At 66.8% G+C, this 22,472-nt stretch carries 24 protein-coding genes, 1 tRNA gene and 1 pseudogene; 17 read left to right on the plus strand and 9 right to left on the minus strand.

What is annotated here, in order from left to right:
- Positions 1 to 4 precede the first annotated feature (4 nt).
- Both recR and ACZK08_RS04175 read left to right on the plus strand, forming a co-directional pair.
- Entirely contained in the window at positions 5 to 604 is a 600-nt protein-coding gene (recR, locus tag ACZK08_RS04170; protein WP_053519077.1) for a recombination mediator RecR, read from the plus strand.
- A gap of 64 nt (positions 605 to 668) precedes the next feature.
- Positions 669 to 1,028 carry a histidine triad nucleotide-binding protein gene (locus ACZK08_RS04175; RefSeq protein WP_053519079.1) on the plus strand — a complete coding sequence of 120 codons (360 nt, stop codon included), beginning with the start codon at positions 669 to 671 and terminating at the stop codon, positions 1,026 to 1,028.
- 78 nt (positions 1,029 to 1,106) lie between these two features.
- Here the strand turns inward: ACZK08_RS04175 and ACZK08_RS04180 are convergent, their stop codons facing one another.
- The 4 genes and pseudogenes from ACZK08_RS04180 to ACZK08_RS04195 all read right to left on the minus strand — a co-directional run bounded on the left by ACZK08_RS04180 (position 1,107) and on the right by ACZK08_RS04195 (position 5,469).
- Entirely contained in the window at positions 1,107 to 1,631 is a 525-nt protein-coding gene (locus tag ACZK08_RS04180; RefSeq protein ID WP_053519081.1) for a Slp family lipoprotein, read from the minus strand.
- Positions 1,628 to 3,576: pseudogene (locus ACZK08_RS04185) on the minus strand (transglutaminase TgpA family protein). The gene ACZK08_RS04180 and the pseudogene ACZK08_RS04185 overlap by 4 nt, the downstream one beginning before the upstream one ends.
- Positions 3,569 to 4,513: a DUF58 domain-containing protein gene (locus tag ACZK08_RS04190; protein WP_053519085.1), complete on the minus strand. Its 945-nt coding sequence runs from the start codon at positions 4,511 to 4,513 to the stop codon at positions 3,569 to 3,571. The pseudogene ACZK08_RS04185 and the gene ACZK08_RS04190 overlap by 8 nt, the downstream one beginning before the upstream one ends.
- 2 nt (positions 4,514 to 4,515) lie before the next feature.
- The gene (locus tag ACZK08_RS04195) at positions 4,516 to 5,469 is read right to left on the minus strand and encodes an AAA family ATPase (RefSeq protein WP_065175954.1); all 954 of its coding nucleotides are present in this window, start codon (positions 5,467 to 5,469) and stop codon (positions 4,516 to 4,518) included.
- A 42-nt stretch (positions 5,470 to 5,511) separates the two neighbouring features.
- On the opposite strand from ACZK08_RS04195, the gene ACZK08_RS04200 reads away from it, so the two are divergent.
- Positions 5,512 to 7,353 carry a glycosyltransferase family 39 protein gene (locus ACZK08_RS04200; protein ID WP_053519089.1) on the plus strand — a complete coding sequence of 614 codons (1,842 nt, stop codon included), beginning with the start codon at positions 5,512 to 5,514 and terminating at the stop codon, positions 7,351 to 7,353.
- A gap of 17 nt (positions 7,354 to 7,370) precedes the next feature.
- Here ACZK08_RS04200 and ACZK08_RS04205 read toward each other — a convergent pair whose 3' ends face one another.
- Complete coding sequence (locus ACZK08_RS04205) at positions 7,371 to 7,940, minus strand: Maf family protein (RefSeq protein ID WP_065182461.1); 570 nt, start codon at positions 7,938 to 7,940, stop codon at positions 7,371 to 7,373.
- Positions 7,941 to 8,053: 113 nt separating this feature from the next.
- Between ACZK08_RS04205 and ACZK08_RS04210 the strand changes: the two genes are divergently transcribed.
- From ACZK08_RS04210 to ACZK08_RS04275, 14 genes are all read left to right on the plus strand, one after another.
- The gene (locus ACZK08_RS04210) at positions 8,054 to 8,563 is read left to right on the plus strand and encodes a YceD family protein (RefSeq protein ID WP_049404889.1); all 510 of its coding nucleotides are present in this window, start codon (positions 8,054 to 8,056) and stop codon (positions 8,561 to 8,563) included.
- Positions 8,564 to 8,670: 107 nt separating this feature from the next.
- Complete coding sequence (gene rpmF / locus ACZK08_RS04215; RefSeq protein WP_005408308.1) at positions 8,671 to 8,865, plus strand: 50S ribosomal protein L32; 195 nt, start codon at positions 8,671 to 8,673, stop codon at positions 8,863 to 8,865.
- A 93-nt stretch (positions 8,866 to 8,958) separates the two neighbouring features.
- The gene (locus ACZK08_RS04220) at positions 8,959 to 9,936 is read left to right on the plus strand and encodes a beta-ketoacyl-ACP synthase III (protein ID WP_053519093.1); all 978 of its coding nucleotides are present in this window, start codon (positions 8,959 to 8,961) and stop codon (positions 9,934 to 9,936) included.
- Between the two features lie 75 nt (positions 9,937 to 10,011).
- Positions 10,012 to 10,794 carry a BUD32 family EKC/KEOPS complex subunit gene (locus ACZK08_RS04225; protein WP_065182460.1) on the plus strand — a complete coding sequence of 261 codons (783 nt, stop codon included), beginning with the start codon at positions 10,012 to 10,014 and terminating at the stop codon, positions 10,792 to 10,794.
- Between the two features lie 188 nt (positions 10,795 to 10,982).
- Positions 10,983 to 11,927 (plus strand): ACP S-malonyltransferase, encoded by a 945-nt coding sequence (gene fabD, locus ACZK08_RS04230; RefSeq protein ID WP_065182459.1) that lies wholly within the window; start codon positions 10,983 to 10,985, stop codon positions 11,925 to 11,927.
- Positions 11,928 to 12,009: 82 nt separating this feature from the next.
- On the plus strand, positions 12,010 to 12,753 hold the full coding sequence (gene fabG / locus ACZK08_RS04235) for a 3-oxoacyl-ACP reductase FabG (RefSeq protein ID WP_053519099.1): 744 nt from the start codon (positions 12,010 to 12,012) through the stop codon (positions 12,751 to 12,753).
- A gap of 152 nt (positions 12,754 to 12,905) precedes the next feature.
- Positions 12,906 to 13,145 (plus strand): acyl carrier protein, encoded by a 240-nt coding sequence (acpP, locus tag ACZK08_RS04240; RefSeq protein WP_053519101.1) that lies wholly within the window; start codon positions 12,906 to 12,908, stop codon positions 13,143 to 13,145.
- Positions 13,146 to 13,287: 142 nt separating this feature from the next.
- Positions 13,288 to 14,550 carry a beta-ketoacyl-ACP synthase II gene (gene fabF, locus ACZK08_RS04245; protein ID WP_065182458.1) on the plus strand — a complete coding sequence of 421 codons (1,263 nt, stop codon included), beginning with the start codon at positions 13,288 to 13,290 and terminating at the stop codon, positions 14,548 to 14,550.
- Positions 14,551 to 14,651: 101 nt separating this feature from the next.
- On the plus strand, positions 14,652 to 16,016 hold the full coding sequence (locus ACZK08_RS04250) for an aminodeoxychorismate synthase component I (protein ID WP_065182457.1): 1,365 nt from the start codon (positions 14,652 to 14,654) through the stop codon (positions 16,014 to 16,016).
- A gap of 155 nt (positions 16,017 to 16,171) precedes the next feature.
- On the plus strand, positions 16,172 to 17,233 hold the full coding sequence (gene mltG / locus ACZK08_RS04255) for an endolytic transglycosylase MltG (protein WP_065182456.1): 1,062 nt from the start codon (positions 16,172 to 16,174) through the stop codon (positions 17,231 to 17,233).
- The gene (gene tmk, locus ACZK08_RS04260) at positions 17,230 to 17,895 is read left to right on the plus strand and encodes a dTMP kinase (protein ID WP_065182455.1); all 666 of its coding nucleotides are present in this window, start codon (positions 17,230 to 17,232) and stop codon (positions 17,893 to 17,895) included. Before mltG ends, tmk begins: the two co-directional genes overlap by 4 nt.
- Positions 17,892 to 18,848 (plus strand): DNA polymerase III subunit delta', encoded by a 957-nt coding sequence (locus tag ACZK08_RS04265; protein WP_065182454.1) that lies wholly within the window; start codon positions 17,892 to 17,894, stop codon positions 18,846 to 18,848. Before tmk ends, ACZK08_RS04265 begins: the two co-directional genes overlap by 4 nt.
- Entirely contained in the window at positions 18,845 to 19,198 is a 354-nt protein-coding gene (locus tag ACZK08_RS04270) for a PilZ domain-containing protein (RefSeq protein ID WP_053520428.1), read from the plus strand. The genes ACZK08_RS04265 and ACZK08_RS04270 overlap by 4 nt, the downstream gene beginning before the upstream one ends.
- A 113-nt stretch (positions 19,199 to 19,311) precedes the next feature.
- Positions 19,312 to 19,386, plus strand: a tRNA-Val gene (locus ACZK08_RS04275).
- An 83-nt stretch (positions 19,387 to 19,469) separates the two neighbouring features.
- Here the strand turns inward: ACZK08_RS04275 and ACZK08_RS04280 are convergent.
- The 4 genes from ACZK08_RS04280 to ACZK08_RS04295 all read right to left on the minus strand — a co-directional run bounded on the left by ACZK08_RS04280 (position 19,470) and on the right by ACZK08_RS04295 (position 22,466).
- Positions 19,470 to 20,033: a hypothetical protein gene (locus tag ACZK08_RS04280; RefSeq protein ID WP_065182453.1), complete on the minus strand. Its 564-nt coding sequence runs from the start codon at positions 20,031 to 20,033 to the stop codon at positions 19,470 to 19,472.
- 52 nt (positions 20,034 to 20,085) lie between these two features.
- Entirely contained in the window at positions 20,086 to 20,490 is a 405-nt protein-coding gene (locus ACZK08_RS04285) for a hypothetical protein (protein ID WP_065182452.1), read from the minus strand.
- Positions 20,491 to 20,949: 459 nt separating this feature from the next.
- The gene (locus ACZK08_RS04290; protein WP_081284422.1) at positions 20,950 to 21,711 is read right to left on the minus strand and encodes an Imm52 family immunity protein; all 762 of its coding nucleotides are present in this window, start codon (positions 21,709 to 21,711) and stop codon (positions 20,950 to 20,952) included.
- On the minus strand, positions 21,708 to 22,466 hold the full coding sequence (locus ACZK08_RS04295; protein WP_081284421.1) for a Tox-REase-5 domain-containing protein: 759 nt from the start codon (positions 22,464 to 22,466) through the stop codon (positions 21,708 to 21,710). Before ACZK08_RS04295 ends, ACZK08_RS04290 begins: the two co-directional genes overlap by 4 nt.
- Positions 22,467 to 22,472 lie beyond the last annotated feature (6 nt).

Consider the following 22,472-nt stretch of genomic DNA (forward strand, 5'->3'; position numbering starts at 1 on the left):
TGCCGTGTCCGCACCCCTGCTTGAACAATTGATCGATGCGCTGCGGGTGCTGCCTGGCGTGGGCCAGAAGACCGCGCAGCGCATGGCCTACCACCTGCTGGAACGCGAACGCGACGGCGGCCAGCGCCTGGCCGAGGTGTTGGCGCTGGCCGTAGAGCGCATCGGCCACTGCGCGCAGTGCCGCGATTTCAGTGAAACCGAACTGTGCCCGACCTGTGCCAACGGCAGCCGCGAGCGCAGCCAGCTGTGCGTGGTGGAATCGCCCGCCGACCGCCTTGCCATCGAGAATGCCACCGGCTTCCGGGGTGTCTACTTCGTGCTGCAGGGGCGTCTGTCGCCGCTCGACGGCATCGGTCCACGCGACCTGGGCCTGGAGCAGCTGGAGCAGCGCCTTGGCGAAGGCGAAGTGCAGGAGCTGATCATCGCCACCAGCGCCACCGTCGAGGGAGAGGCCACCGCGCATTATCTGGCGCAGCTGGCGCGGGCCCGCCAGGTCCGGCCGAGCCGGTTGGCGCAGGGGCTGCCGCTGGGGGGCGAACTGGAATACGTGGATCGCGGCACGCTGTCGCACGCGTTCGGCACCCGCAGCGAATTCCGCGATTGACGGCCTGGCCCTTTGAAGGGCGGGGGTTGCCTACAATGCAGGCGACATTTCACCGAGGCCGACCATGAGCAACGAAACCCTTTTCAGCAGGATCATCCGTCGCGAGATTCCGGCCACCATCGTCTATGAAGACGAGGACGTGCTGGGCTTCAAGGACATCGCGCCGCAGGCGCCGGTGCACGTGCTGTTCATTCCGAAGAATGAAATCATTCCGACCCTGGACGACCTGCAGCCTTCGCAGGCGCACCTGATCGGCAAGCTGGCCCTGGCGGCGGCCGACTATGCGCGCCGCGAGGGCTTTGCCGAGCAGGGCTACCGCATCGTGATGAACTGCCGCGAGGATGCAGGGCAGACCGTGTTCCACATCCACATGCATCTGCTGGCCGGCGCGCCGCTGGGCCATTTCGGCGCGCCGGGGAAGTAAGCGCCCGCCGGCGCGATGCCGTGCAAGCAGAAGGCCGCCCGGTGGGCGGCCTTCTGCGTCATGCGTACCGGAGGGGGGTTACCACCAGCCCCAGCGGCCGTAGCCCCAGTACGGGCCATACGGGCCCGGGCCCCAGGGGCCATAGGGGTAGGGCACGACGTCGACCTGTCGCTGCTCCGGCCACAGGTAGATCACATCGGCCGACAGCTTCGGCAGGCGATAGTCGTACTCGCCGATGCGGGTGTTCTGGTAGCCATCGATCTTGCCGATGAAGGTCACGTCACGGCCGGGCTCAAACACCGCCGGATCGTAGAAGCCGGAGCGGCAGGCGATGAAGCGGCCGTCGCTGGCATCGGACGAGGTGGTGTTCGGCCGGCCGGAGGCGTTGAGCGGGCGCGAGATCATCTGGAAGCAGGTCTCGCCCTGGCCGGGCTTGGTTTCGATGATGCGGCCACCCCAGCGCACGGGCGTGCCGACCTGCTGGGTGGCGACTGAATCGCGCGGGGAGACCATGCTGAACTGTCCCTGCAGCGGCTTTGGGGCCGTGGCGCAGGCCGACAGGGCCAGCGTGGCCACAGCGGTGAGAAGGAACTTGGTGTTCATGGGGAGGCTCCGGAAGTCGGGCGATGCCTGCGCAGGTCCCGCAATAATGAAGCGAGGTCGGTGCAAGTTCCAGCGTAGCGCGCGTCGGCGAAACGCTGGCTGAGTGCCAGCAGGGCCGGATCGGGCCGGCACGCATGGACGCGATGGGCCCAGAGCAGTGCCGGCTCGTGCGGTTCCCGGGCCAGGCCGAGCCGGGCGTAGCGCCGGCCCAGGCGGTGCCAGGCGCGCAGCAGCGGGTCGCGTTCGCGCTCGCCCCGGGCCAGCAGCCATGCCATCCACAGCACGGCTGCCAACGCGGCCATCACGAAGCCTGACAGCAACTGTCCCGGACTGATGTCGTCCAGGCCCAGGGGCTTGAACAGCTGCTGCTGGCGGCGCGCATCGAAGGACAGCACCAGGTCGTTCCAGCCACGGCGCAGCCAGTCGCCCATCTGCCCCAGCTGCAGCCAGCGCTGTTGCAGCGGATTGCCGGCCTCAGCCAGCAGGCGATCGTCGAGGGTGTCCAGGATGCGTTCGGGGGCGACGGCCGCCGTGGGATCGACCCGCACCCAGCCCCGTTGCGGCAGCCAGACCTCGGCCCAGGCGTGGGCATCCATCCGCCGCACGACCCAGTAATCGCCCACCCGGTTGCGCGTGCCGCCGGCGAAGCCGGTCACCACACGGGCCGGAATGCCTGCGTTGCGCATCAGCACCACGAAGGCCGAGCTGAAGTGCTCGCAGAAGCCTGCCTTGTAGCCGAACAGGAATTCATCGATGGGGTCGCGGCCGGCCACGGGCGTGTCCAGCGTGTAGGAGAAATCGGTGGTGATCCACTGCAGTGCGCGACGTACCACGGCCTCATCGTTGCTGCCCGCCTCCTGCCGCCACTGCCGGGCGAGGGTGGCGGTGCGTGGATTGAAGCCGGCCGGCAACTGCAGCGCTGCGCGTCGCAGGTAGGGGGGAGCGCGCTGTCGAAGTGCTGCGGCGGCGCCGAGTGCAGGCGCCACCGGCTCAGCGCCGACAGCGTGCGGTCGCTGAGCAGGCTCATGTCCGCATCCAGCGTGCTGCCTTCCGGCGCACGGGTGGGCAGATCCAGTGCCACCAGCTGGCGGCGGTCGGTCGGTTCGTAGTCGATCTGGTAGTCCCAGCCGCGCGCACCGGCATCGACGATCGCGGGTGGGCGCTGCGTGCGGGCAGGGTCACGGGTCCAGCGTCGGCCATCGAAGTCGGTCAACACCGGTCCTCGCCAGTAGCGCTGGTCCGGCTCGGGTACGGCGCCGAAGAACTGCACCCGCAGCGCAGGTGTGTCGTCGGCCATCAGGTCCAGCCACTGCCCCGGCTCCATGCTGTCGGACAGGCCCGGCGTGCTGACCGCGCGTTCGGGTACGCCCCACAGCGGCGTGGACAGACGCGGAAACAGCCAGAACGACGCCAGCGCCAGTGGCAGGCCCAGCGCCAGCAGCCGGCCGACGCCCTTCAGCTGGCCGCGCAACGGCAAGGCGTCGGCGTGGCCCTCGCCCTGTGCCAGGCGCTGCAGGGCCAGCAGTGCACAAAGGCCGGCCAGCGCCGCCAGCAGCGTGGTCAGCGGGCCCTGGTCCAGCAGGAAAGCGGCGAATGGCGAGAACAGCGCGAAGCCCAGCAGGCTGCGTGCATCGCGCAGGCTGCGCAGCTCGCTGGACTTGATTGCAAGCATCGCGGCGAGCAGTGCGCAGCCGGTATCGCGTCCGGGGCGGACCAGGCCCATCTGCCAGACGATGGCGGCCAGCATGCCCAGCACGAGCAGCAGGCGCACCGGCATCGGCAACACGCGTCGCCACGACAGCGCGGCCGTCAGCAGCGCAGCCAGCGCGATCACCGTGGCCAGCATCGGCGGCAACTGCAGCAGCAACGGCAGCAGCGCAAGCGCAGCGCTGGCCAGGGTCCAGGTGCGGGCGTTGCGGTCGAGCGTGGGCGCGGCGTCAGTCATGCGGCATCAGCGCCAACGCGCGCAGGCAGAGATGGTGATGGCTGGCGCCCTGTCCCGGCCCCAGTGGCGGATGCGAGGGCAGCAGCAGGGTGTAGCGGCGACCTCCGCGTTCGGCCATGTCGATCCAGCGCGCCAAGCGTGCGATGCGCGCTTCGGTCGGCAGTGGCGCCAGCGTGTGCCAGTCCAGCACGACCTCGATGCCGACCGGCTTTTCGTACTCACGGACCAGCAGGCTGTCGCGGCGCGCGGAGTGCTTCCAGGCAATGCTGCGTGGCGCGTCTCCGGCGCGGTAGGGGCGCAGCTGGTGCAGCTCTTCGCCGCTGGCGTGGGCGCGGGTGTGCAATGGATCGTTGCCGCGCTCCGGCAGCGCGGGGGCCAACGCTTCGGCCAGGGGATACACCAGCAATGGCTGTTCCGGCCACACCCATGACCACGCACGGACCAGGCCCAGCGGTTGCGTGGTGGACAGGCGGATGCGCGACAGCTCCCGCCAGCCGCGACGTTCGCTGGGGACGTCCAGCTCCACTTCGCCACGCCCCTGTGCCGGCAGCGAGGTCCAGGCCTGGCTGTCGCCCAGTTGCAGGTGCAGCCCCTGTCGTGGCCGCGGATCACGCAGCGACAGGTCCACGCGCAGCCGCAGCGGCTGGCCGGCAGGCACCGGCTCGGCGGAGATCGCATCGATCTGCACGCCCGACAACTGCAGGTGCGCGGCAATGGCGCTGGCGATTGCCGCCGCCGCCAGCAGCAACGCCAGCAGCAACGCGGGGTTGTTGTTGTAATTCAGCGCACCCAGCAGCATCGCCGACAGCAGCGTGGCGACGAACAGGCCGAAGCGCGTCGGCAGCACGTAGATGCGGTGGCGGTTCAACCGCTGCGGCAGTGCTTCCGGCGCACGCGGGCGTGCCAGCAGCTGCAGCCGCGCCCAGCGCGAGGCCACGCTCAGTCCACCGTGACGGTCTGCAGGATCGCGCGTGCCAGCGCAGGCCCGGAGCTGGACTCGGCTTCGGCCACCAGTCGATGCCCCGCCACCGCCACGAACAGCGTCTGCACGTCTTCGGGAATGACATGGCTGCGGCCGAGCAGCAGCGCATGCGCCCGGGCTGCACGCAGCAGCGCCAGTCCGGCACGAGGCGACAGCCCAACGCGCACGCCTGCATGCTGGCGGCTGCGTGTCAGCAGGGCCTGCACGTAGTCGACCAGCGCGTCGCTGGCGTGGACCTGGCCTACGGCCTCACGCAATGCCCGCACCTGCACTTCGTCCAGTTTCGGCATCGCACGTGCGATCAGGTCGCGGCGATCGGTGCCGCGCAGCAGCTCGCGCTCGGCCTGCGGGCTGGGATAGCCCATCGCCAGCCGCAGCAGGAAACGGTCCAGCTGCGAGTCGGGCAAGGGGAACGTGCCCGACAGGTCCACCGGATTCTGGGTGGCGATCACGAAGAAGGGGTCCGGCAGCGCATGCGTCTGTCCATCCAGTGTCACCTGCTGTTCGGCCATGGCCTCCAGCAGCGCGCTCTGCGTGCGTGGTGGCGCGCGGTTGATTTCATCGGCCAGCAGCACATGGGTGAACACCGGGCCGGGATGGAACTGGAACTGGCGACTGCCTGCCTCATACACCGATACGCCAAGCACATCGGCCGGCAACAGATCCGAGGTGAACTGCACGCGCTGGAAGCCCAGGCCCAGACTGCTGGCCAGCGCGTGGGCCAGCGTGGTCTTGCCGAGGCCGGGCAGGTCCTCGATCAGCAGATGTCCACCGGACAGCAGAGCGACGAAGGCGAGCCGCACTTCCGGAACCTTGCCCAGCACCAGCGCGTTGACCTGATCCTGGGCCTCCCGCAGGGACTGGCGCAGTTGATCGGTTAGCATGCTGGGACTGGGGGACGAAGCTGGCATGATCGTCTCTGATCTGGAATCTCCTCGATTATCCATAGAGCAATGCAGGGCGAACAGCGCGCACGGACGATTTTTCTCTGGTTATGGACGCTGGTCACAGCGGCCAAGCTGGTGGTGGCCGCGCGCCTGCCACTGTTCGTCGATGAAGCGTTCTACTGGCAGGAAGGCCAGCACCTGGCGGCGGCCTATTCCGATCTGCCGGGCCTGACCGCGTGGATGGCGCGGCTGGGCGTGGAGATCGGCGGTCATCACGTGCTGGCCCTGCGCCTGCCGTTCCTGGCGATAGGTGCGTTGCTGCCCTGGCTGGTTTCGCGCATCGCCACGCGCTGGTTCGGTGCCGTGGCCGGTTGGCAGGCAGGCAGCCTTACTCTGCTGATGCCACTGTCGGCCACGCTGGGGCTGCTGGCGGTGCCGGACGTACCCATGGCGCTGGCGGCCGTGCTGTGCCTGCACGCGGGTGCGCGCCTGCTGCACAACGTGGACGCATCATCGGCGATGAAGCTGGCATTGGGCCTGCTGATCGGTGCGCTCAGCCACTATCGCTTCATCGGTGTGATCGGCGTCGGCTTCATCGCGTTGCTGGCGTTGCCGCAGGGCCGGCGCATGCTGGCCGATCCGCGGGTCTGGGTCGCGCTGGCCATCGGTGTACTGGCCTGGTTGCCGTTGCTGGCGTGGAATGCGGACAACCACGATGCCGGGCTGAAGTTCCAGGTGGTCGAGCGCCATCCCTGGGCGTTCGAGTGGGGTGGGCTGTGGTTCCTGGTGATCCAGCCGATGCTGGTCACCCCCATCCTGTGCATCGCGATGTGGAAGGTGGCGCTGGCCGGCACGCGCAGCGGTGGTGGTGCGCGCGTGCAGTGGCGCTACTTCGGGCTGGTGGGCGGCGTATCGACGCTGGGCATCTTCCTGCTGGGGTTCTTCACCGATGTCGAGCGCATCAGTTTCCACTGGCCGCTGCCGGGCTACCTGGCGCTGCTGGTCGCGGTACCGGTGGTGCTCAATGGATGGCCGCGCTGGCTGCGCAGGACAGGGTGGTGGCTGGCAGGGCTGGGCATGGTGCTGGCGTTCGGCTACTACCTGATGGCATCCACGCCGGCACTGCGCGAGCAGATGGCCGGCAGCAAGTACTACCCGCGCAATTTCGCCGGCTGGGAGCCGTTGGCCACGGCGGTCCGCGAGGAACTGCAGCAGATGCCGGAAGGCACGCGTGTCCTGGCCGGCAACTTCAAGGTGGGGGCCGAGCTGGGCTTCCAGCTGGGCGATGGCGATATCGAAGTGTTGCCGCACCCGCTCAACGACAAGCATGGCCGCACGGCGCAGCTGGCGCAGTGGAACCTGGTGCATGCCGGTGAGCGCACCGCGCCCATGCTGCTGGTGCTGTCACCCAGCGACCAGCGGTACCGCGAGCTGCTGGACCGCTATCACGCGGTCTGCGAACAGGTGGGGCCGCTGCCGGCACCACGGATTGTCAGCAGTGACCACGGCTTCCAGCGCTTCCTGCTGTTCCGCCTGCCGGCGCAGCGCGCGCCGGGGCCCTGCGTGACGCCGGCGATGGCGTGGCTGGATGCGCCGTCCAATGGCGAGAAGGTGTCCGGCACGCTGGCGATCCGGGGCTGGGCCTTCAAGGACGGCGTCGGCCTGGCGCGCGTGGAGGTGCTGGTCGATGGCCGCTCGATCGGCGATGCACGCTACGGTCGCGAGTTCGACCTGCGCCCGGCCTGGCCGGACAGCACCGATCCGCAGCATCCGGCCGTGGGCTTCGATGCCAGCCTCGATACCTCCGTGCTGGCACCGGGCAAGCACTGGCTGGGCCTGCGCCTGTACGGCCACGACGGCAGCGTGGAAGCATGGCAGGAGCAGCCGTTCGTGGTGGAGAAGCGCTGAAGGCGCTACCCCGGGGCTCAGGGCACCCGGAATCCGGCCCTGCGCAGCAGGCTGCACAGGGCGATCAGGGGCAGGCCGACCAGCGCGGTGGGATCGCGGCTGTCGATGGCTTCGAACAGGCTGATGCCCAGTCCTTCGCATTTGAAGCTGCCGGCACAGTCAAGGGGCTGCTCGGCAGCGACATAACGGGCGATTTCCGCGGCATCAAGATGACGGAAGCGCACTTCGGTCAGATCCAGCGCTGCGAAAGATTCTCCGTCGCGTGTGAGATTGAGGGCGGTGTGGAAGCGTACGGTGCGTCCGGCCATGGCCGCCAACTGCGCACAGGCGGCATCGACCGTGCCTGGCTTGCCCAGCGGCCGGCCTTCCAGATCGGCGACCTGGTCCGAGCCGATCACCCAGGCGCCCGGGTGGCGGGCGGCCACATCGGCCGCCTTGGCCGCGGCCAGGCGTACCGCCAGATCCAGCGGGGCTTCACCGCTCAACGGCGTTTCATCCACCTCCGGGCGCGCGCACCCGAACGGCAGGGCCAGCCGCTGCAGCAGCTCGCGGCGGTAACGGGAGGTGGAGGCCAGGACCAGGGTCATGCAACAATACCGGGGCAGGGTGCGGCAGTCTGGCCCGGCCTGACTGCCAGCGGCAAGCCTCATGTGGCGGGCATTTGACAGCCGCCGCCCGGATCCTTAGTATTCAGCGGCTTATGTCCGCGAACGTGCCCGAAACGCTGGATGCCTGGCGGATGGTTGTAGCGCGAAGGCGCTTCGACGGTCAGGTGTCCCTGGCTGAATTGACCCGCCTGCAGGGGTTGGTCGCAGATACCGACGGCGAGTGCGTGTACTCGCTTGAGTTCGGTCGCGACGACGTCTTGCGGGTATCCTATGTGGAACTGACCATCGACACCGCGCTGCCGCTGACCTGTCAGCGCAGCATGCAGCGATTCCTGTTGCCGGTGAAGGTGACCCAGAGGCTTGGCCTGATCCGCGACGAGGACGAGGAATCGTCCCTGCCGGAGGAATACGAGGCGTTGCTGGTGCCGGAAGATGGCCAGCTGCGTCCGCTGGACCTGGTCGAGGACGAACTGGTGCTGGCGGTGCCGGTGGTACCGCTGTCACCCGACGGTGAAGCAGTCGACAAGGACTGGGCACCGAGCGAAGAAGAAACGAAGAAGGCCAACCCGTTCGCGGCGTTGGCGGCGTTGAAGAAACAATAGCAGCCGGTTGTCGTCGGCGGCTGCGGCGAAAGCGAAAAGTGTGCTGGGCGCTGGCGTCCTGTGCGACGAAACGACGAAGCAAAACGAACCGAGTTTGGAGCAATCCCATGGCTGTCCAGAAATCCCGTGTTACCCCGTCCCGTCGCGGCCAGCGTCGTTCGCATGACGCCCTGAGCGCCAAGCAGCTGTCGACCGACCCGACCACCGGTGAAGTGCATCTGCGTCACCACATCACTGCCGACGGTTTCTACCGTGGCAAGAAGGTCATCCAGACCAAGACCTCGGCCGTCGAAGAAGATTGATGTGCCGGGAAGGCCGCTGCCCGACGGGCAGCGGCCTTTGCCTTCTTTCCCCGGGCGTGCCGGTGATCGGCGGCCCGCGCAACAGGAAACATGATGAGCAAGCGGATCTACTCGAGGATCGCGGGCACCGGCAGCTATTTGCCGGAAAAAGTCCTGACCAACGCCGACCTGGAAAAAATGGTCGAAACCTCGGACGAGTGGATCCAGACGCGCACCGGTATTCGTGAGCGGCACATTGCGGCCGAAGGCGAGACCACCAGCGATCTCGGCTACCAGGCTGCGCTGCGTGCGCTTGAAGCGGCGGGCATCGACGCTTCCCAGCTCGACATGATCGTGGTCGGCACGACCACGCCTGATCTGATTTTCCCGTCCACCGCGTGCCTCATCCAGGCCAAGCTCGGTGTGGCCGGTTGCCCCGCCTTCGACGTCAACGCGGCCTGCTCGGGCTTCGTGTTCGCGCTGAGCGTGGCCGACAAGTTCATCCGTTCCGGCGACTGCAGGCACGTGCTGGTGATCGGCGCGGAAACCCTGACCCGCATCGTCGACTGGAACGACCGCACCACCTGCGTGCTGTTCGGTGATGGTGCTGGCGCCGTCGTGCTCAAGGCCGACGAGGAAACCGGCATCCTCAGCACGCATCTGCACTCTGATGGCAGCAAGAAGGAACTGCTGTGGAATCCGGTCGGCGTTTCGGCCGGTTTCAAGGACGGCGCCAATGGCGGCGGCACCATCAACATGAAGGGCAACGACGTGTTCAAGTACGCCGTCAAGGCGCTGGACTCGGTCGTGGACGAGACCCTGGCTGCCAATGGCCTGGACAAGTCGGACCTGGACTGGCTGATCCCGCACCAGGCCAACCTGCGCATCATCGAAGCCACCGCCAAGCGGCTGGAAATGTCGATGGACCAGGTCGTGGTCACCGTCGATCAGCATGGCAATACCTCGTCCGGCTCGGTGCCGCTGGCGCTGGACGCCGCGGTCCGCTCGGGCCGCGTCGAGCGCGGTCAGCTGCTGCTGCTGGAGGCCTTTGGTGGCGGCTTCACGTGGGGTTCGGCCCTGTTGCGCTATTGATAGTGCAAGTTACGACAACGTGAAGTCTGTCGTTGCGGCCCTCCGGGGCCGTAACGCGTTTAAGGAGGTCCTGTCATGGTTGAGCCCATCGTCATCGACGGGCAGCGCGCCTGGCTGAAGCAGTACGGCAAGGGAAGCCGAGCCATGGCCCTGGGCCTGCTCAATTTCGTCGCCCGGCGGTTCCAGCTGGACGCGCTGCGCCCGCCGCCGCACCGGGGCGGAGACGCCGCACGCGAGGTCGAGGCCCGCCGCCTGGGCGAACTGCAGGCACAAGGGGTGAACGTGCCCGACGTGATCGGCAGCGGCCATGCCGCGCTGGTGATCGGGGACAACGGCAGCTCGTTCAACACCTGCCTGCGCGAGGCCGACGACGCCGGGCGGGACCGGCTGGTGATGGCCGCAATGCGGGCACTTGCCGAAGCACACAGCCGTGGCGCCTATTTCGGCCAGCCGCTGCCGCGCAACCTCACCTGGGATGGCGAGCGGGTCGGTTTCATCGACTTCGAGGAAGATCCGCTGGAAGTGATGGATCTGGCCGAAGCCCAGGCGCGCGACTGGCTGATGTTCGGCTATGGCGTGGCCAAGTACTACGCCGACCGGCCTGACTGCCTGCAGGCGATGATGGCCGAGGCGATCGGCACCGTGCAGGCGCCGGTACGCGAGCACGTGCACGCTGTGAGCGGCCGCCTGCAGCGCCTGGCCCGGGTCTGCATGAAGCTCGGACGCTCGGCGCGCACGCTGGCCCATTCGATCTTCATCGCGCACGGCGCCACCACCATGGGGGTGCTGATGGTGGTCGGGCTGTGCATGGACTTCTTTGCCGATGGCGAACTGGACATTCTGCAGTTGTTCTGCTGATTGCATCCGCCGGGCATGGCCCGGCGCTACCGGAGCCGTTCACCGGGCATGGCTTGGCGCTGCCGCAACCGTTCGCCGGCCCGGCATTGCTGGCGCGCTCCATACGCCCTGCATACGCGCACGTACAGACGACACGGCGGATTCACCCTTATCATGGCCCGCTTCGATTGCAACAAGCGGATGACCGCGTGACCGTATCCACCCTCGCTTTTGTCTTCCCCGGCCAGGGCTCGCAGTCTGTGGGCATGGTGGCCGAGCTGGCCGAGCTGCACCCGCAGGTGCGTGAGGCCTTCACCGAGGCATCCGATGGTGCCGGCGTCGACCTGTGGGCGCTGTCCCAGGGTGGCCCGGAGGAAATGCTCAACCGTACCGAATACACGCAGCCGGCCCTGCTGGCGGCGAGCATCGGCGTTTGGCGCGCCTGGAACGCCGTGGGTGGTCCGCGCCCGTCGGTGCTGGCCGGCCACAGCCTGGGCGAGTACACGGCGCTGGTCGCCGCTGGCGCGCTGAGCCTGCATGACGGTGCGCACCTGGTGCGCCTGCGCGGCCAGCTGATGCAGGACGCGGCTCCGGCCGGCGTGGGCGCCATGGCCGCCGTGCTCGGCGCCGAAGACCAGCTGGTGCTGGACGTCTGCGCCGAAGCAGCGGGCAGCCAGGTGGTGGTACCGGCCAACTTCAACTCGCCCGGCCAGATCGTGATCGGTGGCGATGCGGCAGCAGTCGACCGCGCGCTGGCGTTGCTGGCCGAAAAGGGCGTGCGCAAGGCAGTGAAGCTGGCCGTCAGCGTGCCCTCGCATACCCCGTTGATGCGCGAGGCCGCCAACCGTCTGGCCGAAGTGATGGCCGGGCTGTCCTGGCAGGCTCCGCAGCTGCCGGTGGTACAGAACGTCGATGCCCAGGTGCACGACGGCGTGGATGCCATCCGCACCGCGCTGGTCCAGCAGCTGTACCAGCCGGTGCAGTGGACCGGTTGCGTGCAGGCCCTGGCCACCCGTGGCATCACCCAGGTTGCCGAATGTGGCCCGGGCAAGGTGCTGACCGGCCTGGTCAAGCGCATCGACAAGGCCATCGACGGCCGTTCGCTGGCCACCCCGGGCGACTTTGAAAGCGCCCGCGAGGCATGGTCGGCCTGATCGCCCCTGTTCCTGCCGACTCTGCCAGTGGCCGCTGCACGCGGCGCGGGTGGGGCGGCTGCCCCCGTCTGAGGAAACCATCATGAGCAAGCCCCTGCAGGGTGAAATCGCACTGGTCACCGGCGCCAGCCGTGGCATCGGTGCCGCCATTGCCGATCTGCTGGCCGCCCAGGGCGCCACCGTCATCGGCACCGCCACCACCGAGTCCGGCGCTGCGGCGATCGGCGAGCGCCTGGCGGCCCACGGTGGTCACGGCCGCGCGCTGAACGTCACCGATGCCGCCGCACTGGACAGCGTGCTGGATGGCATCGCCAAGGAGTTCGGCCCGATCTCGATCCTGGTCAACAACGCCGGCATCACCCGCGACAATCTGTTGATGCGCATGAAGGACGATGACTGGGCCTCGATCATCGACACCAACCTGACCAGCGTGTTCCGCACCAGCAAGGCGGTCATGCGTGGCATGATGAAGGCACGCAAGGGCCGCATCATCAACATCGCCTCGGTGGTGGGCGTGACCGGCAATGCCGGCCAGGCCAACTACGCTGCCGCCAAGGCCGGCATCATCGGCTTCAGCAAGTCGCTGGCCAAGGAGATCGGCTCGCGTGGCGTCACCGTCAACGTGGTCGCGCCGGGCTTCATCGACACCGACATGACCAAGGCACTGCCGGAAGAAGCGCGCACCGCGCTGATCAACGACATCGCCCTCGAACGCCTGGGTTCGCCGGAAGACATCGCCCATGCGGTGGCCTTCCTGGCCAGCCCGGCTGCCGGCTACATCACCGGCGAAACCCTCCATGTGAACGGCGGCATGTACATGCCGTAAGCAAGGGGCGCACGGATTGCGCCGCAAGTGGTTGATCTGCGTGGATTTTTGCTGCAATGCAAGGGCGCGCCGGTTTCCACTACACTATCCCACGGCCATCGCCCTTGATGGCGACCACTTTTGAACCACAACTCCATCTGGAGCGAGATCCCATGAGCACCATCGAAGAACGCGTCAAGAAAATCGTCGTCGAACAGCTTGGCGTCAAGGAAGAAGAAGTCACCACCAGCGCATCGTTCGTCGATGACCTGGGCGCTGACTCGCTGGACACCGTCGAGCTGGTGATGGCGCTGGAAGAAGAATTCGAGTGCGAAATCCCGGACGAAGAAGCCGAGAAGATCAGCACCGTGCAGGCCGCCATCGACTACATCAAGGCCCACGTCAAGGCCTGATGTCAGACGGCAGTGCGCGTGCGGGCATCCGCCCGGCGCACACCGCACCCCATGGGGCCGCTGTTGCGGCCCCGTGTGTTTGCGCATCACACCGAAGCAAACCGCGTTGCCCGAAAGCATCTTCGGGTCAGGAGAATCAGCAATGAAGCGTCGCGTCGTCGTAACCGGCTTGGGTATCGTCTCGCCGTTGGGCAATGATCTGGCCAGCAGCTGGGAAGGCATCACCCATGGTCGTTCGGGCATCGGTCCGCTGACCAACGTCGCCGATTCCTACCTGGAACGGTTCACCACCAAGATTGCAGGTGAGGTCAGGGGCTTCGACATCACCGCCGACAATGCACTGTTCGGCAAGTATCGGGTCAGCGGCAAGGATGCCAAGAAGATGGACCCGTTCATCCATTACGGCCTCGGTGCCTCGTTCATGGCCCTGCATGATTCGGGCCTGGAGATCACCGACGCTAATGCCGAGCGCATCGGCGCCATCGTCGGCGCCGGCATCGGCGGCCTGCTCGGCATCGAAGAGCAGACCATCGAATTCCACGAGGGCAAGAAGATCTCGCCCTTCTACGTGCCCAAGACCATCATCAACATGCTGCCGGGCCAGCTGAGCATCATCACCGGCCTGAAGGGCCCGTCGTTCTCGGCGGTTTCGGCATGCGCCACCTCGAACCACTCGATCGGCACCGCCATGCGCATGATCCAGTACGGCGATGCAGACGTGATGGTGGTGGGCGGCGCCGAGCGCGGCTCCTCGCCGACCGCCGTGGGCGGCTTCTGCGCGATGAAGGCCATGTCCACCCGCAACGACGCACCGGAACAGGCCTCGCGCCCCTGGGACAAGGACCGCGACGGCTTCGTGCTGGGCGACGGTGCCGGCATCCTGATCCTGGAAGAGTACGAGCACGCCAAGGCCCGTGGCGCGAAGATCTATTGCGAGCTGGCCGGCTTCGGCGCCAGCTCCGACGCGTACCACATGACCGCGCCGAGCGAGAACGGCGAAGGCGCTGCCCGCTGCATGACCATGGCGTTGAAGGACGCTGGCCTGAATCCGGAACAGGTGGGTTACCTCAACGCACATGGCACCTCCACGCCGCTGGGCGACCTGGGCGAAACCATGGCGATGAAGACGGCCTTCGGCGACCACGCCTACAAGATGATGGTCAGCTCCACCAAGTCGATGACCGGCCACCTGCTCGGCGCTGCCGGCGGTGTGGAGGCGATCTTCTCGGTGATGGCGCTGCAGGACAACGTCATCCCGCCGACCATCAACCTGCAGGAGCCGGGCGAAGGCTGTGACCTGGACTACGTCCCCAATGAAGCGCGCCAGGCCAAGGTCGACGTGGTGATGTCCAATGGCTTCGGCTTCGGCGGCACCAACGGCACGCTGATCTTCAAGCGCGTCTGACCGGGTTGTCGCGTCGGGCCATGCTCGACCGGACGTGCTCCACGCACGAGGAAGCCGCCGCAAGGCGGCTTCCGTGTATCTGAATTCCCCTGCAGGCCACCATGACCCACGCCCCGCTGATCCACCCGCTGCCGCATCCGATCGATCTGCTGGCCCTGCAGCAGCAAGCGCCGGAACGTTTCCCGCTGCTGATGGAGTCCACCGCTTCCGGCACCGCGCAGGGGCGCTGGAGCCTGCTGTTGGCCGCACAGGGCGACACGCTGCGCCTGGATGCCGATGGTTGCGTGCGCGACCAGCAGGATACGGTGCAGCCCGGCAGCTTCCTGCAGGCGCTGGACCGCGCCTGGCAGCAGGCACGGCTGCCGCACGATGGCAGTCACAGCCTGCCGTTCCGCGGCGGCTGGGCCTTGATGCTCGACTACGAAGTGGCCAGCCAGATCGAGCCGGTGCTGCCGGCGCGTGCGCGCGATGATGGCCGGCCGACGGCACTGGCGCTGCGCTGCCCGGCGGCCGTGCTGCACGATCACCAGAACCACGCCAGCTTCGTCATCGCCGAAGCGGGCGAGCAGGCGCTGCTGGACTCGCTGGTGGCGCTGGCCGCGCAGGCGCTGCCGGAGGCGGGGCAGGGCTGGCAGCCGCCGCAGTCGGTCGGCGAAGACGCGCCGCAGCGCTTCACCGACGGCGTGCGCCGGGTGATCGACTACCTGCGCGCCGGCGATGTGTTCCAGGTGAACCTGTCGCGGCGCTGGAGCGCGCAGTTCGCCACGCCGGTCAGCCCGCAGGCCCTGTACGCACAGCTGCGCCGCGCCAACCCCGCACCGTTTGCCGGCCTGTTCAGTGCGTTTGGGCGGCACGTGGTCAGCTCCTCGCCGGAGCGGCTGGTATCGGTGCATGCCGGCCACGCGCAGACCCGGCCGATCGCGGGCACGCGCCCGCGTTTCGAGGGTGACGATGATGCCGCGCGCATCCAGGAGCTGGTCGGGCACCCGAAGGAGCGCGCCGAGCACGTGATGCTGATCGACCTCGAACGCAACGATCTGGGCCGCATCTGCCTGCCCGGCACCGTGGTGGTTGATGAACTGATGACGGTGGAGAGCTACGCCCATGTGCACCACATCGTCAGCAACGTCAGCGGCCATCTGCGCCCGGAGGTCACCCCCGGCGAAGTGATCGCCGCAACGTTCCCCGGCGGCACCATCACCGGCTGCCCGAAGGTGCGCTGCATGCAGATCATCAGCGAGCTGGAGCAGGTGCCGCGCGGTGCCTATACCGGGGCGTTCGGCTGGCTGAACCGCGATGGCGACCTGGACCTGAACATCCTGATCCGTACCGCCGAGGTGGACGGCTACGAGGTCAGTTTCCGCACCGGTGCCGGCATCGTGGTCGATTCGGACCCGGACAAGGAGCTGGACGAGACCCGCGCCAAAGCGCGTGGCCTGCTGCGCGCCCTGGGCCAGCAAGGGTAGGCGATCGACCCCCGGCGGGCATGGCCCGGCGCTACCGATGCATCACCGCCGGGCCATGCCCGGCGAGCGAAGCGGGGTTGAGCGCCTCATCCGGCCATGACCCCACACCACCGGCACGGTATCCTGCACGACGGAATCGAGTTCTGAGGTAATCCATGGCGGGAGCCAAGCGCGGGTGTCTGTTCGTGGTAACGCTGCTGGTGGTGCTGATCGCGGTCGTGGCCGGCGCGGGCGCGTGGTTCTTCTACAAGCAGACCCAGTTCGCCGATGCCCGGATCTCCCCCTCCGCAGAGACCGTGGTGATCGCCAGCGGCGATGGCCTGAACACCGTGCTGCGCAAGCTGCGCGAGGCGGGCGTGGACGAAGGCCAGGACGCACAGTGGCAGCTGCTGGCACGCCAGCTCGACGCCGCCGGCAAGCTGAAGGTGGGTGAGTACGCGCTGGACAACCAGCTGACCCCGCGCGAGCTGCTGCTGCGCATGCGCGCCGGCAAGGTCCTGCAGCACCGCGTCACCATCATCGAAGGCTGGAACATCCGCCAGCTGCGCGCGGCGCTGAAGCGTGCCGATCCACTGCTGCACACCACCGATGATCTTGATGATGCGGCACTGATGCAGCGCCTGGGCTTCGGCGGCCAGCATCCGGAAGGCCGGTTCCTGCCGGAGACCTACATCTACCAGCGCGGTGACAGCGACGTGGATGTGCTCAAGCGTGCGCATGCGGCGATGGAAAAGGCGCTGGACGAGGCCTGGCAGAGCCGTGCACCGGACCTGCCGATCAACACGCCGTACGAACTGCTGACGCTGGCATCGATCATCGAGAAGGAAACCGCGCTGGCCAGCGAGCGCCCGCAGATTGCCGGCGTGTTCATGCGCCGCCTGCAGATCGGCATGCGCCTGCAGACCGATCCCACCGTGATCTATGGCATCGGCGCGGCCTATGACGGCAACATCCGCCGCCGCGACCTGACCACCGATACGCCTTACAACACCTATACCCGTGCGGGCCTGACCCCGACCCCCATCGCCATGCCCAGCCGCGACGCGCTGATGGCCGCGGCACAGCCGGCAGCGGGGGATGCACTGTATTTCGTCGCCGTTGGCGATGGCAGTGGCGCGCACGTGTTCTCGTCCAGCCTGGACCAGCACAACGCTGCGGTAGCGCGCTACCTGCAGCAGCTGCGCCAGCAACGCACCCAGGAGACCCCGGCGCAATGAGTCCCGCGCTGCTACGCCACCCACGTTTCGTCAGCCTGGAAGGCGGCGAAGGCGCCGGCAAGACCACTGCGATCAATGCCATCCGCGCGTGCCTGCGCCAGCATGGCCATGAGGTCGTGCTGACGCGTGAACCGGGCGGCACGCCGCTGGCCGAGCGCATCCGCAGCCTGATACTGAAGCCCGATGCCGAGATCGCCGCCGAGCCGCTCAGCGCCGAGGCCGAGCTGCTGCTGGTGTTCGCCGCCCGCGCGCAGCACGTGCGGGAGGTGATCCAGCCGGCCCTGCAGCGCGGTGCCTACGTGCTGAGTGATCGCTTCACCGATTCCAGCTACGCCTATCAGGGAGGGGGCCGTGGCCTGGACCCGCAGTGGATTGCCGAGCTGGAGCGCCGTGCCGTTGGCCTGTTGCCGGGCCTGACCCTGCTGCTGGATGTGGACGTGGCGGTCGGTCGTGCGCGCGCCAATGGCCGCGACCTGTGGCCGGACCGCATCGAGAGCGAGCAGGACGATTTCTTCCAGCGCGTGCGTGAAGTGTTCCGCAGCCGCGCCCAACAGGACCCACAGCGTTTCGCCGTGATCGACGCGGGCCAGGTGCAGGAACGCGTGGCCGCCGACGTGATCGCGCAGGTCGAGCGCTGGCTGCAGGAAGGAAAGGGCGCATGAGCACCTTCTCGCCTTGGCAGCAGCGCGCATTCGATCAGACCGTGGCCGCGCTCGAAGCGGGCCGGCTGGGGCATGGCCTGTTGATCTGCGGCCCGGCCGGGCTGGGCAAGCGCGAGGTTGCACTGGCGCTGGCCGACCACGTGCTGGCGCAGGGCGATGCCGCGCACGCCACGCGCACCCGCCACCTGATCGCTGCCGGTACCCACCCGGACCTGCAGCTGGTGAGCTTCATTCCGAACAAGAGCGGCGACAAGCTGCGTACCGAGATCGTCATCGAGCAGGTGCGCGAGATCACCGACAAACTGGCATTGACCCCGCAGTACGGTGTGGCCCAGGTGGTGATCGTCGATCCGGCCGATGCGATCAACCGCTCCGCGGCCAATGCACTGCTCAAGACGCTGGAAGAACCGCAGCCCGGCCGCTACCTGTGGCTGATCAGCAGCGACCCGGCACGCCTGCCGCAGACCATCCGCAGCCGGTGCCAGCGCCTGGAGTTCAAGCTGCCGCCGCACGAGGAAGCGCTGGCCTGGTTGCAGCAGCAGGGCCACAGCGACGCCTCCGCACGCGAAGCGCTGGACGCCGCGCGCGGCCATCCCGGCCAGGCCGACAACTGGCTGCGCGAGGACGGGCTGAGCCTGCGCCGTGAGGTGGCCCGCGACCTGGAGCAGCTGGCCACCGGCAGGACCGGCGCGGTGGAGCTGGCGCAGAAATGGTGCGGTGATGACAACGCGGCGCTGCGCCTGCGCTTCGCCGCCGACCTGGCGCTGGCCCAGGCCAGCACGGACGCCTTGACCGCGCCGGAGCGATTGCACAAGCTGGCAGCCTGGTTCGACGCTGCCAACCGCACCCGCGACCTGCTGCGCACCACGGTGCGTGCAGACCTTGCGGTGGTCGAGTTGCTGCTGGCCTGGAACAAGGTGAACGAGCGGCCTGCCGCAAGGGGAAATCGATGAGTGCCAGCAACGCCCGCCAGGGCATCCTGTCCCTGGCCGTGAAGGACAAAGCCGCGCTGTACAGCGCGTACATGCCGTTCGTGAAGAATGGCGGCATCTTCGTGCCCACGCCCAAGCGCTACTTCCTCGGCGATGAGGTGTTCCTGCTGCTGACCCTGCCCGATTCCAGCGAGCGCCTGCCGGTGGCCGGCAAGGTGATCTGGGTGACCCCGGCAGGGGCGCAGGGCAACCGTACCGCGGGCATCGGCGTGCAGCTGGCCGACGGCGCTGAAGGCGAGGGCGTGCGCCACAAGATCGAGACCCAGCTGGCCGGCCTGACCAGCTCGGACAAGCCCACCCACACGATGTGAGGCAGCGCCGGGCCACGCCCGGCGGCACGCCTCGAAAACACCCGTGAAGACGAATGTGAAAACTGTTGACGGCCTCTGAAAAGTTCCTATAATGAGCGGCTCAGCAACACACCGGGCGGTTAGCTCAGCGGTAGAGCATTGCCTTCACACGGCAAGGGTCACAGGTTCGATCCCTGTACCGCCCACCATGTTGCAGAACGAAAAAAGCCTCCAGAAATGGGGGCTTTTTGTTATCTGATGATGCGTGCCAGCGTCGCTGCTGCGGCTGCCATCAGCCGTGCTGATCCAGCAGATTCCGCGCGATCATCGCCGTCGCATCCAACAGGTCGTGGCCGCTGCCGGCCCGCACCACCACCGCCAACAGACCACGGCCCACCTCGGCATTGCCGCTGGTCAGTTCCATCTCGCCTTCAAAGCACAGATCGGCCAGCCATTCGTGGGCCTGTTGAAGCCCGTGCTTGCGGGTGCGGCGAAACTCCGCCAGCAACTTCGCCTGGCCGGCCTCCTGCTCACCATCGGCCAGCAGGCCGATCGCACCGCCGTGCGCCGCGCGCCAGATGGCCGGCAGCGGGCGACCGTTTGCGTCCACCACGTCCTCCGAGAACTGGGCGCAGTACATTTCGTAGCGTTTGCCCGCCGTACTGCGAGGTACGATGCCGGCGTCGGCGAGCAGGCACTCGGCTTCATCCAGTTTTCTGAACTTCAACCGCAGCAGTGCAGGGCGGCTCAGCTGTTGGGCCAGCGCGTGCTGGTTGGCGGCAAACCATACGTTCCAACCCACGGTTGCGCGGCCTTCCAGTGCGGCCTTGAAGTACTCCAAGTGTTCGGCGTCCATTGCGGCCTCCTGCGTTCCCTGCGCGATTGTAGCGGGAGGGCATCCGGGCCGGTCAGTCAGCGCCGGAGAGGCAATGATTCGCCTCGCGCACCAGCTGTCGTGCGGCCACGATAAGTCCATCAGTGTGGAAGGCACCCAACTGCTGGTCCGGGCCACCCTCGGCGCGCGCTCGATCGCCCGCCTGCAGCAGATCGAGCAATGCACTGAGTCCGGACAGCGAGCGGCGCAGCGAGGCGTGATTGCTGGCGCCCAGAGTGAGGCTGCTGCACGGTTGCCCGTCATCGCCGTCGGCGCGGCTGATGGCATTGAGGTACGTGAAGAAGGCAGGCGACTGCACGGGCAGACTCTGTTCGTGCAAGGCGCACTCGATCTCGCGTGCGAGGTCCTCGGGCACGTCGGCGGCGATGTCGCCGATCAGGGCGTGCAGGCGTGGATGGACGGCGGTGCGGTTGGTCATGGCGAAACCCTCACTGGCGTGGGGCCACCTTCCGAGTGAAGGTGGCGGACGGTGCGGGTTGGCGTACCAAGGCAAACAAACTTCAAGGGAGAAGAACGCCTGGCGGATCTTGCGATCCCCACGCACCGTCCGCCATTGACGGCAGTCGGTGCATTCTCTCAGCTGCGATTGATTTCGCAGGCCTTGAAGCTTGTTCGTTTATTCGAGACGCCAATCCCGGCCAAGGCAATCTGTCTCGGCGCGGCGATCATCCGGCTGCGCAATCACATCGGTCTGTAAGGAAAATTCTTTTTCATGCCAATGCGGAGGAGGCAGATTTCGATCTGTGCGTCAGCGCACGGGCGCGTTGCGAGCAACGTCACTTCCGATGCGACGCGCTGCACGTGCTGTCGGTGCACTTCGCGACAACGCGGTACGCGCTGCGGGTTGTTTGCGTCACGCTGCGCACGGATGCCCGGATCACTCGAGCAGCGTCGGGTCGGTGATATCCAGCAGCCCGGCATTCGCCATCCGCAGTTCAACCTGATGCACGCGCCTCAGATGTTCCGGATTGCGCAGATCGAAGGGTTCGTCCAGCGCTACGATCATCGTTCCTTTGCCTTTCACGACCTCCATGGACGCTGCTTCAGGAATGAATTTCTTCGGCACGAGGTGGGGGACAAAACCCATCCAGCCAAGCCAGCGTCGATGGGGAAACAGTTGATGGAAGTGTGCATAGGTCTCATATCCCTCTCCGTCCGGGAGTGGGGACGTAACGTCTGTCGCAACGAACACGGCATCCAAACGGGTTGCCATGCTTCGGACGCAGGATCGAATGATTCCGGATGTGCCATCCGGACCAAAAGCCTGGACGGGGGCGTTGATGCTCAGGGTAACCCTGCCGAACCACGGCCTGTAATCCAGCGTAGGACAGCCAGGTTGATCATGAGCTTTCTGGCTCAAGGCGGGAGTAATGGAAGCGCCGGCACCGCCTGAATTGGCCGCAGTTGGGTACTTTCTATGGTAGTAGGCGGCGTTCTCGGCGACTGCATCGATGAACCTTGTCTTGTCGCTTAGAGGTACCGGTCTGCCAGAGGAATCACGAAGCGCCCAGTTCTGGAAAAGGTGATGTATCTCGCCAAGCTCTTCGGTAAGTTGCAACAGTTGTCGATAGGCCGCCTCAGCACTCAGCACCTCCACCGGCACAGTTGTATCTATGAATGCGTTGTATATCTCGGTCATGGTGAGTATCTGCAGACTGAGGCAAGTGGGCCAAAGAGGCGTAGTGCGGCCATGTAGCACACTCGTTCGAGGAAGTGCCACTCCAGTTTTGAGGGTCGTCCGAAACCGCTGATGACTCCATGCTGCGTACTTAACTGTCTTATCCAGGATTCCTCAATATTTTCCCTTCTCTTTCCAGACTTCAGCGCAGCCCACAAGCGTAATGTTCCCTTCTCGTCAAAGAACTGGGAGTAGTGGCCTTTCGCTTCAACGGCGGTACATGTTCTTCGCCAGAAGCCATCGAACCGGACACCTGCGCACTGCCACTCGGTTATGGTGATCTGATTCTTCTCGCGGAGGATAGCTGCGCGAGATCTGTCCAGCGCGGTGCCCCCATACGTGTAATCGAAGCTCTCCGGTCCGGCCAGGCGATTGGCGATTCGCAGCTGGTAGTCGTAGTTCCGGTACTGAGTCAGTGGAATCGTGTAGTTCGCGGGCACGAGGTAGCCTTGTGCCAGCTTGCAGGCGTTGCAGTCATTCTGGTTGCTCGTCTGCGAGCAATCTGTCTCGCTCGTCTGTACCCTGGGTTCGGTCTTCACTCCAGTTTCGACACCCGTCGCTTCCTTGATCTTCTGCCATATCTGGCCGAGCGTCGGGCCGCCTGCCGTGGTTCCTGGCATCTGGTCTGGGAACGGAACGGGAGCATCGCGAACCGGATCCCATGCCCTTGGCGACGTCACTGGGGGAGGGGGAATAGGGAATGGCACAGCACCCATTTTCTG

This window comes from Stenotrophomonas sp. 112478_Sma (assembly GCF_056479905.1).

Coding starts and splice junctions, on each gene's coding strand:
- mltG (WP_065182456.1), top strand. CDS start 16,172: ATGGCGGGAGCCAAGCGCGGGTGTCTGTTCGTGGTAACGCTGCTGGTG.
- ACZK08_RS04295 (WP_081284421.1), bottom strand. CDS start 22,466: ATGGGTGCTGTGCCATTCCCTATTCCCCCTCCCCCAGTGACGTCGCCA.
- fabG (WP_053519099.1), top strand. CDS start 12,010: ATGAGCAAGCCCCTGCAGGGTGAAATCGCACTGGTCACCGGCGCCAGC.
- ACZK08_RS04265 (WP_065182454.1), top strand. CDS start 17,892: ATGAGCACCTTCTCGCCTTGGCAGCAGCGCGCATTCGATCAGACCGTG.
- ACZK08_RS04180 (WP_053519081.1), bottom strand. CDS start 1,631: ATGAACACCAAGTTCCTTCTCACCGCTGTGGCCACGCTGGCCCTGTCG.
- ACZK08_RS04290 (WP_081284422.1), bottom strand. CDS start 21,711: ATGACCGAGATATACAACGCATTCATAGATACAACTGTGCCGGTGGAG.
- tmk (WP_065182455.1), top strand. CDS start 17,230: ATGAGTCCCGCGCTGCTACGCCACCCACGTTTCGTCAGCCTGGAAGGC.
- rpmF (WP_005408308.1), top strand. CDS start 8,671: ATGGCTGTCCAGAAATCCCGTGTTACCCCGTCCCGTCGCGGCCAGCGT.
- acpP (WP_053519101.1), top strand. CDS start 12,906: ATGAGCACCATCGAAGAACGCGTCAAGAAAATCGTCGTCGAACAGCTT.
- ACZK08_RS04175 (WP_053519079.1), top strand. CDS start 669: ATGAGCAACGAAACCCTTTTCAGCAGGATCATCCGTCGCGAGATTCCG.
- fabF (WP_065182458.1), top strand. CDS start 13,288: ATGAAGCGTCGCGTCGTCGTAACCGGCTTGGGTATCGTCTCGCCGTTG.
- ACZK08_RS04210 (WP_049404889.1), top strand. CDS start 8,054: ATGTCCGCGAACGTGCCCGAAACGCTGGATGCCTGGCGGATGGTTGTA.
- ACZK08_RS04280 (WP_065182453.1), bottom strand. CDS start 20,033: ATGGACGCCGAACACTTGGAGTACTTCAAGGCCGCACTGGAAGGCCGC.
- ACZK08_RS04195 (WP_065175954.1), bottom strand. CDS start 5,469: ATGCCAGCTTCGTCCCCCAGTCCCAGCATGCTAACCGATCAACTGCGC.
- ACZK08_RS04205 (WP_065182461.1), bottom strand. CDS start 7,940: ATGACCCTGGTCCTGGCCTCCACCTCCCGTTACCGCCGCGAGCTGCTG.
- ACZK08_RS04285 (WP_065182452.1), bottom strand. CDS start 20,490: ATGACCAACCGCACCGCCGTCCATCCACGCCTGCACGCCCTGATCGGC.
- ACZK08_RS04200 (WP_053519089.1), top strand. CDS start 5,512: ATGCAGGGCGAACAGCGCGCACGGACGATTTTTCTCTGGTTATGGACG.
- ACZK08_RS04220 (WP_053519093.1), top strand. CDS start 8,959: ATGAGCAAGCGGATCTACTCGAGGATCGCGGGCACCGGCAGCTATTTG.
- ACZK08_RS04270 (WP_053520428.1), top strand. CDS start 18,845: ATGAGTGCCAGCAACGCCCGCCAGGGCATCCTGTCCCTGGCCGTGAAG.
- ACZK08_RS04225 (WP_065182460.1), top strand. CDS start 10,012: ATGGTTGAGCCCATCGTCATCGACGGGCAGCGCGCCTGGCTGAAGCAG.
- ACZK08_RS04250 (WP_065182457.1), top strand. CDS start 14,652: ATGACCCACGCCCCGCTGATCCACCCGCTGCCGCATCCGATCGATCTG.